Origin of the sequence: Pseudomonas sp. 5C2 (assembly GCF_034314155.1) — a bacterium.
GTDB lineage: Bacteria > Pseudomonadota > Gammaproteobacteria > Pseudomonadales > Pseudomonadaceae > Aquipseudomonas.
In genome coordinates this window covers 1432771-1448065 of record NZ_JAVIWH010000002.1, presented here as the reverse complement: position 1 = coordinate 1448065, position 15295 = coordinate 1432771, and the positions used below count along the sequence as shown (strand labels likewise).

Below are 15295 nucleotides of genomic sequence, written 5' to 3'. Positions count from 1 at the left end.
TTGCCCTGTAGGATTATCCGCACTTGATCGCCCGGCGGCGATCCCTACTTGGAGAGCCCTATGAAACTTCTGCACCTCGATTCCAGCATCCTTGGTGACCACTCTGCTTCTCGCCAACTCAGCCAAAGCGTCGTTCAGGCCTGGCAGGCAGTCGAAACTGACGGCCAAGTGACTTACCACGATCTGGCCAGTGATGCGTTGGGCCATTTTTCCGCTGCCAGTCTTGCCGCTGCCGGCACGCCAAGTGAAGCTCGCAATGCTGCGCAGCAGGCTGACGTCGACCTGAACGAAGCCACTCTGCAGGAGTTCCTGGCCGCTGACGTGGTAGTAATCGGCGCGCCGATGTACAACTTCACCATTCCAAGCCAACTCAAGGCCTGGATCGACCGGGTGACTGTCGCTGGCCGTACCTTCCGCTACAGTGAAACCGGGCCTGAAGGCCTGTGCGGCGGCAAAAAAGTTATCATCGTCTCCACTGCCGGTGGCTTGCACGTTGGCCAGCCGACCAGCGTTGGTCACGAGGACCTGCTCAAGGTACTGTTTGGCTTCATCGGTGTGACTGATCTGCAATTCGTGTTCGCCCATGGCCTGGCGTACGGTGACGAACCACGCGCCAACGCAATGGCTTCAGCCCGTAAGCACATCAGCGAAGCGTTGTTCGCCACCGCTTGATCGTTGCCCTGAACGGGGCAACACCGCACACCAGAAACTCTGCAGCCCTGCGTCATGACGTAAGGGCTGCAGGTTTTTTTGCGTTTGGCGCCAATCACGAGCGTCATTGCGACAAACCTTCATCTTTGACGATTTCCTTACGGGTAAGCGGACTGCAATCAAAGTAAGATTGCACTTATTAGTTATTGAACAGGCAAAAGGTCATTTTAGATCTCGTTTCATGTTTTTTAGTATGTGGCTCGGCTTATGCACTAGTTTGTCGAGCAGCTACTCTTATAGCTATCGGCGCCGGGAGCGCGGATCGGTGTAGAGCGCTGCAACCCGCAGCGGACTTCACCGTTCGCTTACTCGGATCTACAAAGGTGGGGCCTTGCGATGGTGCGTCTTTGTGCGGTTATGTTGGTATGTCTGCTTGGGAGCCTGATTTCGGTGCAAGTCGAAGCAGGTACTCACTGGAGCGCGGGATTTCATCGCCTGACGTTTCTTGATCCGCTGGATTTGCAGCCGATGAGCGCGATTGCGTTCTATCCATCGACTGACTCAAAAAAAATCAGCAAAGTCGATGGCTATCAGATTGCTGCCGGTGAAGATGCGACGATCGCCATGGGGCGTTTTCCCCTGCTAATGCTATCCCACGGCAACACCGGTACCCCGTTGGCGCTGCATGACCTGGCAACTTCTCTGGCGCGTAAAGGCTTTGTTGTGGTTGCAGTGATTCACCCTGGTGACAACTATAAGGACCACAGCCGTCTCGGTAGTCTTAGCAATTTATATGGACGGCCATTGCAAATATCCGAAGCCATCAGTGCTGCGCTCATGGACCCCATGCTTTCTGCTTATGTAGATGGGCTGCACGTTGGCGTGATTGGTTACTCCGCCGGTGGTGAAACCGCGTTGATCCTGGCGGGTGCTCAACCTGATCTGCAACGCCTGCGTAAATATTGTGCTGAACGTCCAATGGACCGCGATGCTTGTACGAGGCAGGGCGAGCTGATTGCTGATCGGGACGATTTACGTGCGGAAGCGGACCCACGTGTAGGGGCGTTGATGCTAATGGCGCCATTGAGCTTGATGTTTGGCCGCCATACCTTGGCTGACGTCCATGTACCCGTGCTGCTCTACAGCGGTGACGGGGATCAATTGCTGGCCCTGGACAAAAATGCCGAAGCCCTGGCGCGCAAACTGCCTCAGGCACCGAGTTTCAAGCTGTTGCCCGGGGCAGGGCATTTCGTGTTCCTGGCACCGTGTACGGATGAGCAACAAGTGACTACTCCAGGCCTGTGTACCGATGCCGAAGGTGTCGATCGAGTCGATATTCACCGCAGCCTGAGCGCCGACGCCGTGCGCTTTTTCAGTGACACACTGAGTCAGCCGAGTCGTGCAGGGCTGCAAACGGCGCATCAGGAGTGACGCGTAAGCGGCGAGGGTGATAGCGCTCGTCGCAACTCATAGAAACACTACTTCGAAAGGTCGCAGCAGGCGCTCCAGCACCGGGGTAGCTAACTCTGGTACCAGGCCCGTCTCGGGATCATCTTGCAGTTGGCTGGCGAATGCGTGTGCGGCATGCCGTTTACGGGCCACCGTCGCAGGGTCCAGCAAAATCTTGCGCGCACGTTGCCAAGGGATAAGGTCGTCCTCCGGTTGCGCCCAGTGCCAGGCCCAGATCGGTACTTCGTGGCATCGTGCTCCTGCGGACTCAACCGCTTTAGCAGTCGCGCGGCCCACCGCATCATGGTCGCAATGGCCGTCGTGATCCCATGGGGTGAACACCACGTCGGTTGTGCGCAGATAGCGTCGAATGAAATCGGTGAGTGCTTCCTCCTGTTTAGCGACAGCGTTATCGGTAAAACCGCCACGAATCCATTGCAAACTGTGCAGTGGCAGGTCCAGGCGACGCAGGGCTTCGGCGCTTTCTTGTGGGCGGATCACACGTAAACGCGCCACTGGCCAACTGCTTGACCCAGGGTGACTGGCGCTGCCGTCGGTCACCGAAATCAACTGAAGTGGCCTTCCCAACTGCGCCAGTTGTTGCATCAGGCCGCCAAAGCCCAGCACTTCGTCTATGGGATGAGGCGCAATGATCACGGCGCGAGAACCGGGCGGCACCAGCATGTGGGTGCTGATGAGGGGCAGTTCGGCCAAGCGTTTAGAATGTTTCCAGGCATGGCGAGAGGCACCACTGCCCACGATCAGATTTTCGCTCACAGGTTTCACATCCTTGTCGGCGGATGGCCAACGCCTTGACTGCATGCTGGTTGCCCGAGCGCGGCCAGTAGAGGCCGCCCGGGTACAGCGTTCGTCTATGATTGTCAGCGCGTCTGTACGTCCTTGCCCAACGCCTGGCTCATGGTTGCTCTTCGCGTTGCAGTTCGAACAGCAGCAGGGAGCGCCCCGTGATTGTGTATTCCGTACCGAATGGCAACTCCCCATGGCTATGGTCGTCGGGCTGATTGGTGTCTATCAGGCATGTCCAGGAGATGCCCTCGGGCACTTTGGGTAGTGTGAAATTGACTCCGTCGTGGTGGGCATTGACCACTAACAGCAGCGTGGCGTCCTGGCCGGGGCGACGGATGCCTGAGACTTGTGCGCGGCCGTCCATCAACATGCCAAGGCAGCGACCGTTACCGTCTTCCCATTGTTCAACGGACATCTCAGAGCCGTTTGGAGACAGCCAAGTGACATCCTTCACGCCGATTTCTTCATTGTAATTGCCGACCAGAAAACGACCACGGCGCAGGATCGGATAAGCTTGACGCAGCTTGATCAGGCGCCGTACGAATTTCAGCAGCGACTTGCCGTCGTCATCCAGTTCCCAGTTGACCCAGCCAATTTCGCTGTCCTGGCAATAGGCGTTGTTATTACCGTGCTGGGTGCGGGCGAATTCGTCCCCGGCAACCACCATTGGAGTGCCCTGAGCGAACAGGAGTGTAGAGAAGAAATTACGCATCTGCCGCAAGCGTAGCTCGTTGATTTCCGCATTATCGGTGGGGCCTTCGACGCCATGGTTCCAGGACAGGTTGTTGTTGCTGCCGTCCTGATTGTCCTCGTCGTTGTCTTCATTGTGCTTTTCGTTGTAAGACACCAGATCGTGCAGGGTAAAACCGTCGTGGGCGGTGATGAAGTTGACGGACACATAAGGTCGACGCCCGCGTTGGTTGAACATCTCGCCCGAGGCAGTCATGCGGCCAGCGAAGTCGGCCAACTGGCCGTCGTCGCCTTTCCAGAACGCACGTACGGTGTCACGGAACTTGTCGTTCCATTCCACCCAACCAGGTGGAAAACCACCGACCTGATAACCACCGGGACCACAGTCCCACGGCTCGGCGATCATCTTCACCTGGCGCAGCACGGGGTCTTGGCGGCAGGCCACCAGGAAGCTGTGGCGTTCATCAAATCCGTTGTGATAACGGCCAAGAATCGTCGCCAGGTCAAAACGGAAGCCATCGACGTGCATCTCTGTCGCCCAATAACGCAACGAGTCGGTCACCATCTGCAACACGCAGGGGTGGCTGAGGTCGAGGGTGTTACCGGTGCCGGAATCATTGATATAGAGGCGTTTGTCGTCGGGCATCAAACGGTAGTAGGAGGCGTTGTCGATACCGCGCATCGACAGAGTCGGGCCTAGCTCGTTGCCTTCCGCAGTGTGGTTGTAAACCACGTCGAGGATCACTTCAAGGCCGGCATGGTGCATGTGAGCGACCATTTCCTTAAACTCGGCGATCTTATCGTGGGCCAGGTAGCGTGGGTCAGGGGCAAAGAAGGCGATGCTGTTATAGCCCCAATAGTTGGTCATGCCTTTCTGTAGCAGATGCTGGTCATTGACGAACGCGTGAATCGGCAGCAATTCCACCGATGAGACGCCAAGCTTGCGAATGTGCTCGATGACTTCATTGACCATGAGCCCGGAGAAGGTGCCGCGCAACTCCTCAGGCACCGCAGGATGGCGCATGGTGAAGCCACGCACGTGGGTTTCGTAAATGATGGTTCGGTCCCACGGCACACTGACCCTCTGGTCGCGACCCCAAGTATAGGCAGGGTCGATTACCTTACTTTTCGGCACGAAAGGCGCACTGTCACGCTCGTCAAAGCTCAGGTCGCCATCCGGGTGGCCGATGGTGTAACCAAACAGCGACTCAGACCATTTCAGTTTGCCAACCAGTTGTTTGGCATAGGGGTCGATCAGCAGTTTGTTGTGGTTGAAACGATGACCGTTCTGCGGGTCATACGGGCCATACACGCGGTAGCCGTAGATCAGCCCTGGGTGGGCGTCGGGCAGATAACCGTGAAAAATTTCGTCGGTATACTCGGGAAGCTCGATGCGTTCCAGTTCGACTTCGCCAGCGGCATCGAACAGGCACAGCTCTACCTTGGTGGCGTTGGCCGAGAACAGCGCAAAGTTTACGCCCAGACCATCCCAGTTGGCGCCGAGCGGGAAGGGCAGCCCTTCACGGATTCGCGACACAACAGTTTCTGGCTTTACGTCTTCTGGCTTTACGTCACTTTCATGGGCTTTTTGATTAGGGGCGTGTTGAACGTTCTCTTTCGGGGTCTTGGCGTGCGGTGTACTCATATTCATTCCTGACGTCGGATGATTTCTTGAAAGCGGTCAAAGCCGCCACCGCAGCTTAGGGCGCTCCGATGTATGTAGGTCACCTGTTAGAACTACCGCAGTCAATGGCCGGGTTTAAAGCGACTGCTGCGGTAGTACACGTTGCGGCACCCAGGAATATCAGGCCCCAGCGGGCTTGCCCGGCGATTTTGGTTTCTTCGCGGGCGTGGTTTTCGGTGTCGGGGGTGAGGTAGGCTTGGCCGCTGATTTAGAGGCGGCTTTGGGCGCAGCAGGCTTGGCATCGCCCGGACCGTCAACTTTTGGCAGCTTGGGCTTAACCGTCTTGCTCACGTCTTTTTTGTTCGGCGACAACGCCTCGGCCTCGGCCAGTTTGCGGGCCATTTCCCAATGCCGTGCTTCCTGACCGTGAGGTTTACCCTCGGACTCCCAGATTTGATAGGCAAAATCGCGGATTCGTTTTTCGTCGGCACTCATCTCGACACTCCTAGGTATTACGCAGTTTGAATAAACAGGTTTACAGAAAAACTCTTGAGCGCTGCGCTGAGCATCAGCGCGTTGTTAGTTGTAACTACTGTCCCTGAAAAAAGTCCTTTCCAGCAATGATCTGAGCCCTTGAACGGCAACATGACCTGCGTGTCGCCCCAACTGCTCGCATTGATCAATGGAGTTTGGGCAGTGCCTAATAGTTCACTGCTCACTCTGGGGACTACAACGATGGCACGGTGTCCGTCGATAACTCGAGCAAACGCCAAGACCTGATCGGCACACAGACCGACCACGCGCAAAGGAATATAGCTCCCCCGGCTGAAAAGCGCTGAGTGTTCAGCGCGCACATTCAGTACCTTGGTGATCAGGGCTTGTTTGATTCGCCCATCCTGCCAGTTTGCCAACAGTGCATCGGCGTTCAGGGTGTGTTCGAGAGCGTTTACCCGAGCTGCGTAATCCACGGGGCGACGGTTGTCAGGGTCGACCAGGCTGAAGTCCCAGAACTCAGTGCCCTGGTACAGATCAGGTACGCCGGGGACCGTCATGCGCAACAGCGTTTGCGTCAGGCTGTTAAGCGCGCCAGCGGTTGCGATACGGTTCGCAGTGGCGCCGACCGACTGGCGTAAGGCCAGACCCTCCGGTGCCAACAGCACGCGATTGAGAAAGCTCCGGCATGCGTTTTCATAAGACTCGTTCGGCGCGCTCCAACTGCTCTGCAATTTGGCTTCACGCAGGGCTTTTTCCTGCCATGTCACCAACCGTTCGGCGTAGTCTTCGAATGCGTGCTCGGCTTCCATATTCAGCGGCCAACTGCCGAGCAGCGTCTGATAAAGCATCAACTCGTCACCGGCGCTGATACTGATATCTTCATCCTTGAGGGGGATCGCCAATTGTCGCCAACGCTCAACCTGTTCGGCATACCAGCCCGCGCATTCGCTCAACACTGCCAAGCGGGCTCGGCTGTCTTCGCCGCGCTTGTGGTCATGGGTGGCGGTCGCCAGAAGATTGTCCGGGAACGTCTCGGCGCGGCGGATACAGGCTTCATGAAAACGGGTGGCCGGGGCACTGAAGTGCTGCGGGTGGAAACCTACGTCATTACGTGAGAGCAGTACCGCCGAGCGGTAGAAGGCGGTGTCTTCCACTGACTTGGCTGCCACGGGCGACGTCAGTTGCTGGAAGCGCACGCAGGCATGGCGATGAATCTTGCGTAAGCGGCCCAGTGGCAGTGCACGCCATGATTGACCCCCGAGCCAGCATTGCAGGTAATCAAGTACAGGCCAGTCGGCTTCGCTGAGGTTGAGTCGGGCACCTTCAAGGGCTTGCTGGAAGAATCGATCGTCTTCGGCCGAGCGTCCGCATGCGCTGATATAGGTGCGGTAAATCGGGAAGTTGACCACCAATGCCAATAACGCTCGACGAATAGCACCGTAGGTCAAATCACGGCTCATCAGGTCGCTACGGGCCACTTGCAGCATGGCTTGAGCAACGCTTTCGAAGTCCCCTGCCAGACTGCCCTGTAACACCAGGTTGCGCGCTTCCAGCACTTCCAGGTTGAAGTCGGCGCTACGTCCACTGAGACGACTCCACAACTCGCCTAGAGGGGCTTCACCTTTGGCGTCGTGCTGCAATAATGACACCTGATTCATGAACTCGTAACCGGTGGTGCCGTCAACGGTCCAATCCTCGGGCAGTTGTTCATCGGGACCGAGAATCTTCTCGACGAAGATGGGCAGGTGACTCAACGGCGCAGCAGGCGGACGCTGAGCCAGCAAGCCTTCTACCCGGCGCCGCAACTTGCGGCAGTAACCGCGCGGGTCGGCCAGCCCATCAATGTGATCAATCCGCAGCCCATCCACCAGACCCTCGCTGATCAGTTCGAAAATTTTGCCGTGGGTGGCTTCGAACACGGTAGGGCGCTCGACGCGCAGTCCGCCAAGTTCGTTGATATCGAAAAAACGCCGCCAATTGATGTCGTCTCCCGCAGTGCGCCAACTGGCCAGCCGGTAGTGCTGGCGTTCCAGCAGCTCATGCAGGCGTTCAAAGCCCTCTGGCGTGCGCGAATCGAACTGTTTCAGCCCGTGGTCGATGGCCCGCTGGATACCCGTCTGTTGCGCCAGCGTCGCCAATTCTGCGCGCGCCTGTCGGGCTCGTTCGTACGCTTGCGGGTAGTGATCGAGTACCGCAAAGCGCTGCGCCAGTTCGCTCAGTTCAGGGTCATTGGCCGCGTTGAGCAGCGGCGCATAGGTCGCCGGGTTGATGGGAAAGTAATGCTGATAATGCTCGACGTAAAACGCACCCTGCCCGGCATCGAAACGCAGGGGTATTTCGCCCGCCTTAAGTACGGTGCCGTAATCGCTGCTGAGAAAGGGCAGCAGTAATTGACCTTCCAGCAATGGGTCCGGGGAGTGCCACTGGATGTCGAAAAAGTCGGCATACGGGCTGCGACGCCCCCATTCCAGAAGGTCGAGCCACCAGGGGTTGTCCGCACCGCCGACCGCCATGTGATTGGACACGATATCGAGGATCAGACCCATGCCCTGCGCACGCAGGGCACTGACAAGGCGCCGCAACGCCGGTTCGCCGCCCAGCTCCGGGTTGATGACGCGCGGATCGACCACGTCGTAGCCGTGCATCGAACCGGCGCGCGCTTTGAGCAGCGGCGAAGCATAGAGGTGACTAATGCCCAGCCTGGCGAAGTAGGGCACCAGCGGCACGGCGTCATCAAGGGTGAAGCCCTTGTGAAATTGCAGGCGCTGTGTGGCTCTCAGTGGTTTGAGTGGAGCGTTCATCGGTCCCGCTCCGCCGCTTCCTGGCGTGCTTGTGCCAGCAATGCCAGGCGTCGGATGGCACTGTCGCCCTCAAGCAGCGTGGCGCAGTCACCGGGTAGACGCCGACGCCAGTTGGGATGGCTATCGATGGTGCCTGGCAGATTGAACTGCTCCTCGACGCCCAGCAGATCCTCCATGGGCAGCAATACAAGCGGGGCACGGGTGTGACCAAGGTAGCGAACGCTGGCATCAATGATTTGATCGCTTTCGCTGAAGTCATCGCGGAAATTGGCTGCATCCTGACTCAAGGCCTGCCGCAGGCCTCGGCGTTCGCGTTGCCGGCTTTCGCGCCAGTTGCGTTCGGTCTGTTCGTCAATATGACCAAGCTTGCTGTTCCAGTCGATATCACGCTCGCGCCACCAGCCCGCAAGGGTGGGCAAATCGTGGGTGCTGGTAATCGCAAGCGCCTGATCGGACCATTGCAGAATGGGTTTGAAGTGGGCGTTGTCTTGTTCAAACAGCAGCACGCGCATGCCAAGAATTGCCCGCGCCGACAATCTGTCGTGCAAGCCGTCCGGAACGGTGCCGAGGTCTTCGCCCAGCACAATGACCTTGTGCCGCCAGGATTCCAGGGTCAACAAGCGCAGCAGGTCGTCGAACGGGTAGTTGAGGTACGCCCCTTCGCTGGGTGGCGAACCTACAGGTACCACCCAGAGCCGTTGCAGGCCCAGGACATGGTCGATGCGCAAGCCTCCGGCGTGGGCCAGGTTGGCTTGGAGCATCTCGATAAATGCGCGAAAGCCGTTGCGTTTCAAGCCATCCGGCGAGAACGCTGAAATGCCCCAACTTTGCCCGGAGCGATTGAGAATGTCGGGCGGAGCGCCAACGCTAAGCGCCGAAAGCAGCTCATCCTGCCGGCTCCAGGCTTGACTGCCGCCACCGTCTGCGCCTACCGCCAGATCGGCGATCAGGCCGACGCGCATTCCACTGCTGCGGGCCGCCACCTGCGCACGCTCCAGACTGCGCGCGATGAGCCATTGGGCAAATGCATGGAAGCTGATTTGCTCCCCATGACATGCGGCGAACTCCGTAATGGCGCCGCTCTGGGGATTTTTGAATTCGTCCGGCCATTCGCGCCAATCCTGACTCATGCCAAGCTTGGGGCATTCGGCCTGCAAGGCTTCGAAGCGGCAATGGTTCTCCAGTGCTTCGCCACCGCAATGGCGGAAATGGGTGAAGTCGTCATACAGCGGGTGCGTTCCGCTGCAAAAGTTTTTATACAGCGCATGCAGTAACGTCCACTTGGCCTGGGCTGCCCTTGGCCAATCAATTAGTGGCAATGCCTCAAGACGCTCAAGCTCTGCGCCCAATCCGGTCTCGTTGATCGCCATGCGCAGTGCTTGTTCGCCAAGAATGGTCTCGGGTGATGCATATAACGCATTGAGAAACAACCGGCTGGAAGGTGAGTAAGGGCTGTAGCGCAGGGTGTCGCAGGCAAACATGGCGTGAACCGGGCTGATAGCCAATGCATCGGCACCGCGTTCACCGGCCGCGCGGGCCAGGGCTTCCAGTGCCTGGATGTCGCCAAAACCACCATCGCCCCGACGACGTAGCCCATACAGCTGTACGGTCAGTCCCCAGGCGCGAGGGACGTCAGTGTTGGTCGCCATGGCCATGCTGTAGCAGGTTGCAGGCGCGACGGCCAAGGTCACATGTTGACCGGCAATGCGCAGTTGCTGATACCCCACAGGTGCCACGGCGGGCAGATGGGCTGTATCCGTCAGCGTTGCAGTGACGGTGGTGCCGTCTTCGAGGTTTAACACGAAAGGTGTTTTTGGCGCGAACCATGTCGACAAATCCAGCAGGCTGCCATGATCCAGCGTCAGCAGCGGCGGGACCGCGCTTGGCGTACTGGACTTGTGCAGGCGTTGCAGGCTGATGCAAATATCCTCGGCACTTTCGGCGGGGTAGCCCAGGCCGTCGAGTACCTTGCGTAGCGCCTCAGGGCTGACAGTTTGCAGCCGCCCGTTGGCATCGATCCAATCCACAGACAGCCCGGCCCGGGCAGCCAAAATATGCAGTTGCTCATTACTCATCCTGTTCCTCCAAAACATCAGTCGTTATCAGGCTGACAATGGCCGTGTAGGGGTTGAGGGTTCCCCGCCGGGAAAGTTCGGCCGCCCCAGGCAGGGTTTCATACAAAAGAGTGTCCCGATGAACTGCGGCCAGCTTGACCGGGCGCTCGCCGAGGTTTAGGTCGATGCGCAAGACACTGCCGTCACCCATACGCCAGCGAGCCGTAAGGGCTCCTTCGTCCAGCACGTGAGTGTCCAGCGCCTGCGCACCTGACAGGCGTGGAATGATTTCGCGATGGCGAATGCTCAACAATTGTTGGTATAGCGCTAGCCAGCGTTGATGATCAATGCCTTTGTCCGTGTTCAGGTGCATTGTCTCGTAGGCGGGGCGCGATGCCTCGAACGTGCTGTGGGCATTTGGGTCGGGGATGCACTCACGCTGCTCTTCATCGGCAAATGCCGGGAAGTCGGCAAACTCGGCGCGACGGCCCTCACGCACGGCATCGGCCAACTCGTCATGGTGGCTGGTGAAAAAAAGGAAGGGTTCACTTGCGGCCCATTCATCGCCCATGAACATCAACGGAATCATGGGCGAGAGCAGGAGCAATACCGTGGCGGCCCGCAATGCGGGACCGGCGCTCAGTTGCGGCAGACGCTCGCCGAAGGCACGGTTGCCAACCTGATCGTGATTCTGCAGGAACAGCACGAAGGCGCTAGGGGGTAAATGCCCACTGGAGTGCCCTCTGCTATTGCCGTGGCGATTACTCTCGCCCTGGTAAACGAAGCCCTGGCTCAAGCAGCGGGCCAGCTTTTGGGTAGGTTCATGGGCGAAGTCGGCGTAGTAGGCATCGCTTTCTCCTGTCAGCAGAACGTGTAAGGCGTTATGACCGTCATCGTTCCACTGCGCATCGAAGGCTTGTTCCAGCAAGCTGGCTTCGTTGAATTCATTTTCCAGTGTCAACCAGACCTGTCGGGACGGGGCAATCTGCTCGCGAACTCGTCGGGCGAAGTCCTGTAGGAAGGTGGGATCATTGATTGCGTGTGCCGCGTCCAGACGCAGACCATCGAAGCGATAGTCGAGTAACCACATCAAGGCGTTATCAATGAAAAAGTCGCGCACTTCCTCGCGGAGGAAGTCGATGGCTGGGCCCCAAGGGGTTTTCACATCATCGCGGAAAAAGCCTTTGGCATACTGGCCCAGGTAATTGCCATCCGGCCCGAAGTGGTTGTAGACCACGTCGAGTATCACCATCAGGCCATAACCGTGCGCGGCGTCGATCAAGTGTTTGAGCTGGTCGGGTTTGCCGTAGGTCGATTGCGGTGCATAAGGCAACACACCGTCGTAGCCCCAGTTACGCCCGCCAGGAAACTGTGCCAGGGGCATCAACTCAATCGCGGTAACACCCAGTGCCGCCAAACGGGGTAAATGTTTTTCGACTTCGGCGTAGCCACCCAGTACCCCCACGTGCAGTTCATAAATAACAGCTTCCCGCCACGGCCGTCCTAGCCAATCAGTGTGCAACCAGCAATAGGCCAAAGGATCGACGACAACGCTGGCGGAATGCACATCGGACACCTGGGCACGGGAAGCTGGATCAGGGACTTTCATTTCTCCATCGATGTTGTAGTAATAGCGACTGCCCGCAGAGCAGCGAGTCTCCAACACAAACCAGCCATTGTCCTGCGGCAACATGGTCAGCGACTGCCCGCTTTCGAACTCGACACTGACGTAATAGGCATCCGGTGCCCAGAGGGCAAACCGGGTGTGTTCAGGGTCCAGTAATACGGCGCCGTGGCGCCAGTTTTTATCCGTGCGCAGAGGCATCCGTTAACCCCTTTAATAGTGAACAGAAGCACCTACATTTTTTTTCAGCAGGTCTTGGTACAGATCGGCGTAAGGCTCCACGGCCTTATGCCAATTGAACGGAGCGGCCATGGCGCGGCAACGCATGGCATTGAGCAGCTCAGGATTGGCGAAGACCTTGATCGCCCGCGTCAGCGCTTCGGCGTAGCTTTCCACAGTCGATTCTTCGAACAGAAAACCAGTCACGCCATCTTCAATGGTGTCGGCCAACCCCCCTGTTTTACGGGCCACCGGCAAGGAGCCAAAACGCTGGGCGTACATCTGGCTCAAGCCACAAGGCTCATAACGCGAAGGCATCAGCAAGAAATCGCTGCCGGCAAACATGCGTCGGGCATCCGTTTCGTTGAACCCGATGCGCACCCCGATCTGGCCCGGGAAACGCAGGGCCAGTGCGCGCATGGCGTCCTCTTCCTCCGGTTCGCCGCGACCGATGATCGCAATTTGCCCGCCTTGATTGACGATATGCTCGGCAACACCGATGGTCAGGTCCAGGCCTTTCTGGAAGACCAGGCGCGATACCACAGCGAACAAAGGACCCGTGGAAGGCTCAAGCTCGAACAACTCACGTACATGGTCGGCGTTGATTTCCTTGCGCTGCCATTCGTTTGGGGCAAACCGGCAAATCAAGTGTTCATCGGTTTCCGAATCCCAACTGGCGTCGATGCCATTTGGAATCCCGCTGAGCAGTCCTTGCCTGGCCTTGCTTTGCAGAAAGCCTTCCAGACCACAGCCAAAGGCCGGCGTGGTGATTTCCTTGGCGTAAGTCGCACTCACGGTGGTAATGTGGCTGGCATAAGCCATGCCTGCCTTGATGAATGAGAGCTTGCCGTAGAACTCCATGCCGTCGGCGCCCAACGCCTGGTCAGGAATACCCAGTTCGCGGCTGGAGCCGGTGCTGACCGTGCCTTGATACGCCAGGTTGTGGATGGTGAAGATGCTCGGTGTGGCCTGACCCCGCCAGCGCATATACGCCGGCGCCAATCCGGCAGGCCAATCGTGGGCATGCACCAGTTCCGGGCACCACTGGGTTTTTACCGCGCCGGCGGCGAAGTCGGCTGCGGCCAGGCCGAGGCGGGCAAAGCGGATATGGTTGTCAGGCCAGTCACGGCCGTTGTTATCACCGTATGGCGTGCCTTCACGTTCGTACAGTTCGGGGCAGATCAGCACATAAATGACCAGACCGTCTTTCATGTCCATGCGCCCGATCTTGCACGGTGGCAGGGCTGCATGACCGCCCAGCTCGCTGATGACATGGATCGGGTTACCACTGTTGAGCACTTGCGGGTAGCCGGGAATCAGCACGCGTACATCGTGCAGGTGGCGCATGGCTCGCGGCAGTGCGGCAGACACATCGCCCAAACCTCCGGTTTTCACCAGATCAGCCAACTCTGAGGTCACGAACAGAACTTTTCTTCTGTGGGTCAGGGTAATACTTGGCTGTGAAGTCGGCAGTTGCAGCAGTGGAACGCTAGTCGAAGCGAAGACCGGCAGATGGGTCAGCTCGCTGGCCGGCTGGTTAAAACTCTCTCCCTTCTGGGTTTTGGCAGCGGCGCTAATCATCTTTTTCTCCCATTCAATTCAGTGTTGGTGCAGCACTTGAGTTGTTATGGGCCATGTCCTATGGCCGGGCACACAAGCACTACGCAAGATCGGTACCTATTTACCGGTTGCGTGGTAGTAGGACGGGTGGTAATGCCCAAACTCGGGTTACGCCAATAGCTTAGGCTCTCTTTAATGATGACCCCATGGCAGAGGGCAAAGTTTCGACTTTTTTTTACGCAGGTGTCTGGATTGCGGATCAGCGGCATTTGATTAACCACTCAAAGTGGCAGATAACAACGCATTTAACCGTCGAATCGCGCTTTTATGGGGCACGCAAACGTACAAAATCGACGCCATACCGTCCGTCTGATTGTTCGACAATCTATCCACGCGGTTCGGTTTCCAGACAAAATCACTCGATTTCAAGGACATTTAACCCAGGAAAATAGAAGTGCCTGCGCCATTTCTCGGTGCGCCGTGGGTGCTTATTGGGGCGGATATGGTTTGTTTTTTGAGCGCGGAAGATTATTTCGCTCGTGACTCAGGTCGAGCCGGCAAGGAAATGAGCGTGTATGGGGAATATAGAATTGCCTGCCGGATTGGCAGGCCTTTGGACAGTATTACTGCTGGACCACTTTAGGTACGATCGACGCAGGGGGATTGCCCCGCATCAGGCTGAAATCGTTCAAGCCTTTTAGGGGGCGCCGATGAGCCGAGGGCGCTCTTTGAAATCGAAACTGACCAGGCTTTTAGTGCCGTACAACTCATCGAAGCTCTGACCTGCCAGGTGAGTATCAAACCAGCGCTTCAATCGGGTGGTGCGTGGCTTACGGCGAGCCTGCAAAGTGATGTCATTTGCAGGCTTGCAGACCGTGAGTGGGTCCAGCCAGCAGAGGCTGAGACTCTTGCAGCAGCAAGATCAAATGGGCGACTTTATTCTGCAGTTGATCGCGTTCATCTTTCAGCTGCTTGAGCTCATCACGACGGATGCTGACATACAGGGTCTGGGGTGGACGTGCTGCTAGTAATGTACCCATTGCTCACCTCGCAAATGGTGTGTTTCAACAACGTTAGCGGGAGGGGGGCGGTAATCATCCAAGCCTTAGCCACCTTTGCCAACCACTCTCGCTGCCGATTCTGATTTCTTTTTCGCAAGAATGGAACTTTTTTATTTTTTATTGTCATGAGTGTTTCCTGATCGCGGAAGCGCGCGTTATCAGGCAGGCTCATCCCGACACCCCAGCCTGTTGCGAACTATGTCCGAGCCCTCTGGACTAACCTTTTATGTACTGCCGGGTTATCAGGTGAGGCATTCCCT

10 protein-coding genes are annotated in these 15295 nt (G+C 57.6%); 2 read left to right on the top strand and 8 right to left on the bottom strand.

What is annotated here, in order from left to right; translation table 11 throughout:
• Positions 1-60 precede the first annotated feature (60 nt).
• A complete protein-coding gene (locus RGU44_RS07305; protein ID WP_322216474.1) occupies positions 61-672 on the top strand; it encodes an FMN-dependent NADH-azoreductase in 612 nt (203 codons plus the stop codon).
• A 375-nt stretch (positions 673-1047) separates the two neighbouring features.
• The gene (locus tag RGU44_RS07300) at positions 1048-2082 is read left to right on the top strand and encodes a dienelactone hydrolase (protein WP_322216472.1); all 1035 of its coding nucleotides are present in this window, start codon (positions 1048-1050) and stop codon (positions 2080-2082) included.
• Positions 2083-2118: 36 nt separating this feature from the next.
• Here the strand turns inward: RGU44_RS07300 and RGU44_RS07295 are convergent, their stop codons facing one another.
• From RGU44_RS07295 to RGU44_RS07260, 8 genes are all read right to left on the bottom strand, one after another.
• Entirely contained in the window at positions 2119-2877 is a 759-nt protein-coding gene (locus RGU44_RS07295) for a PIG-L family deacetylase (RefSeq protein ID WP_322216469.1), read from the bottom strand.
• 139 nt (positions 2878-3016) lie between these two features.
• The gene (gene glgX / locus RGU44_RS07290; protein ID WP_322216468.1) at positions 3017-5242 is read right to left on the bottom strand and encodes a glycogen debranching protein GlgX; all 2226 of its coding nucleotides are present in this window, start codon (positions 5240-5242) and stop codon (positions 3017-3019) included.
• A 159-nt stretch (positions 5243-5401) separates the two neighbouring features.
• The gene (locus tag RGU44_RS07285; RefSeq protein ID WP_322179196.1) at positions 5402-5716 is read right to left on the bottom strand and encodes a DUF2934 domain-containing protein; all 315 of its coding nucleotides are present in this window, start codon (positions 5714-5716) and stop codon (positions 5402-5404) included.
• Positions 5717-5733: 17 nt separating this feature from the next.
• On the bottom strand, positions 5734-8517 hold the full coding sequence (locus tag RGU44_RS07280) for a malto-oligosyltrehalose synthase (protein WP_322216466.1): 2784 nt from the start codon (positions 8515-8517) through the stop codon (positions 5734-5736).
• Positions 8514-10592, bottom strand: coding sequence for a 4-alpha-glucanotransferase (gene malQ, locus RGU44_RS07275; RefSeq protein WP_322216463.1), 2079 nt, complete (start codon positions 10590-10592; stop codon positions 8514-8516). The genes RGU44_RS07280 and malQ overlap by 4 nt, the downstream gene beginning before the upstream one ends.
• Positions 10585-12396, bottom strand: coding sequence for a malto-oligosyltrehalose trehalohydrolase (treZ, locus tag RGU44_RS07270; RefSeq protein ID WP_322216461.1), 1812 nt, complete (start codon positions 12394-12396; stop codon positions 10585-10587). The genes malQ and treZ overlap by 8 nt, the downstream gene beginning before the upstream one ends.
• Positions 12397-12408: 12 nt before the next feature.
• Positions 12409-13995, bottom strand: coding sequence for a glycogen synthase GlgA (glgA, locus tag RGU44_RS07265; RefSeq protein ID WP_322179200.1), 1587 nt, complete (start codon positions 13993-13995; stop codon positions 12409-12411).
• Positions 13996-14828: 833 nt separating this feature from the next.
• On the bottom strand, positions 14829-15014 hold the full coding sequence (locus RGU44_RS07260; protein ID WP_322179201.1) for a DUF6026 family protein: 186 nt from the start codon (positions 15012-15014) through the stop codon (positions 14829-14831).
• Positions 15015-15295: the final 281 nt, after the last annotated feature.

Coding starts and splice junctions, on each gene's coding strand:
- RGU44_RS07285 (WP_322179196.1), bottom strand. CDS start 5,716: ATGAGTGCCGACGAAAAACGAATCCGCGATTTTGCCTATCAAATCTGG.
- treZ (WP_322216461.1), bottom strand. CDS start 12,396: ATGCCTCTGCGCACGGATAAAAACTGGCGCCACGGCGCCGTATTACTG.
- RGU44_RS07305 (WP_322216474.1), top strand. CDS start 61: ATGAAACTTCTGCACCTCGATTCCAGCATCCTTGGTGACCACTCTGCT.
- RGU44_RS07260 (WP_322179201.1), bottom strand. CDS start 15,014: ATGGGTACATTACTAGCAGCACGTCCACCCCAGACCCTGTATGTCAGC.
- RGU44_RS07280 (WP_322216466.1), bottom strand. CDS start 8,517: ATGAACGCTCCACTCAAACCACTGAGAGCCACACAGCGCCTGCAATTT.
- malQ (WP_322216463.1), bottom strand. CDS start 10,592: ATGAGTAATGAGCAACTGCATATTTTGGCTGCCCGGGCCGGGCTGTCT.
- glgA (WP_322179200.1), bottom strand. CDS start 13,995: ATGATTAGCGCCGCTGCCAAAACCCAGAAGGGAGAGAGTTTTAACCAG.
- glgX (WP_322216468.1), bottom strand. CDS start 5,242: ATGAGTACACCGCACGCCAAGACCCCGAAAGAGAACGTTCAACACGCC.
- RGU44_RS07300 (WP_322216472.1), top strand. CDS start 1,048: ATGGTGCGTCTTTGTGCGGTTATGTTGGTATGTCTGCTTGGGAGCCTG.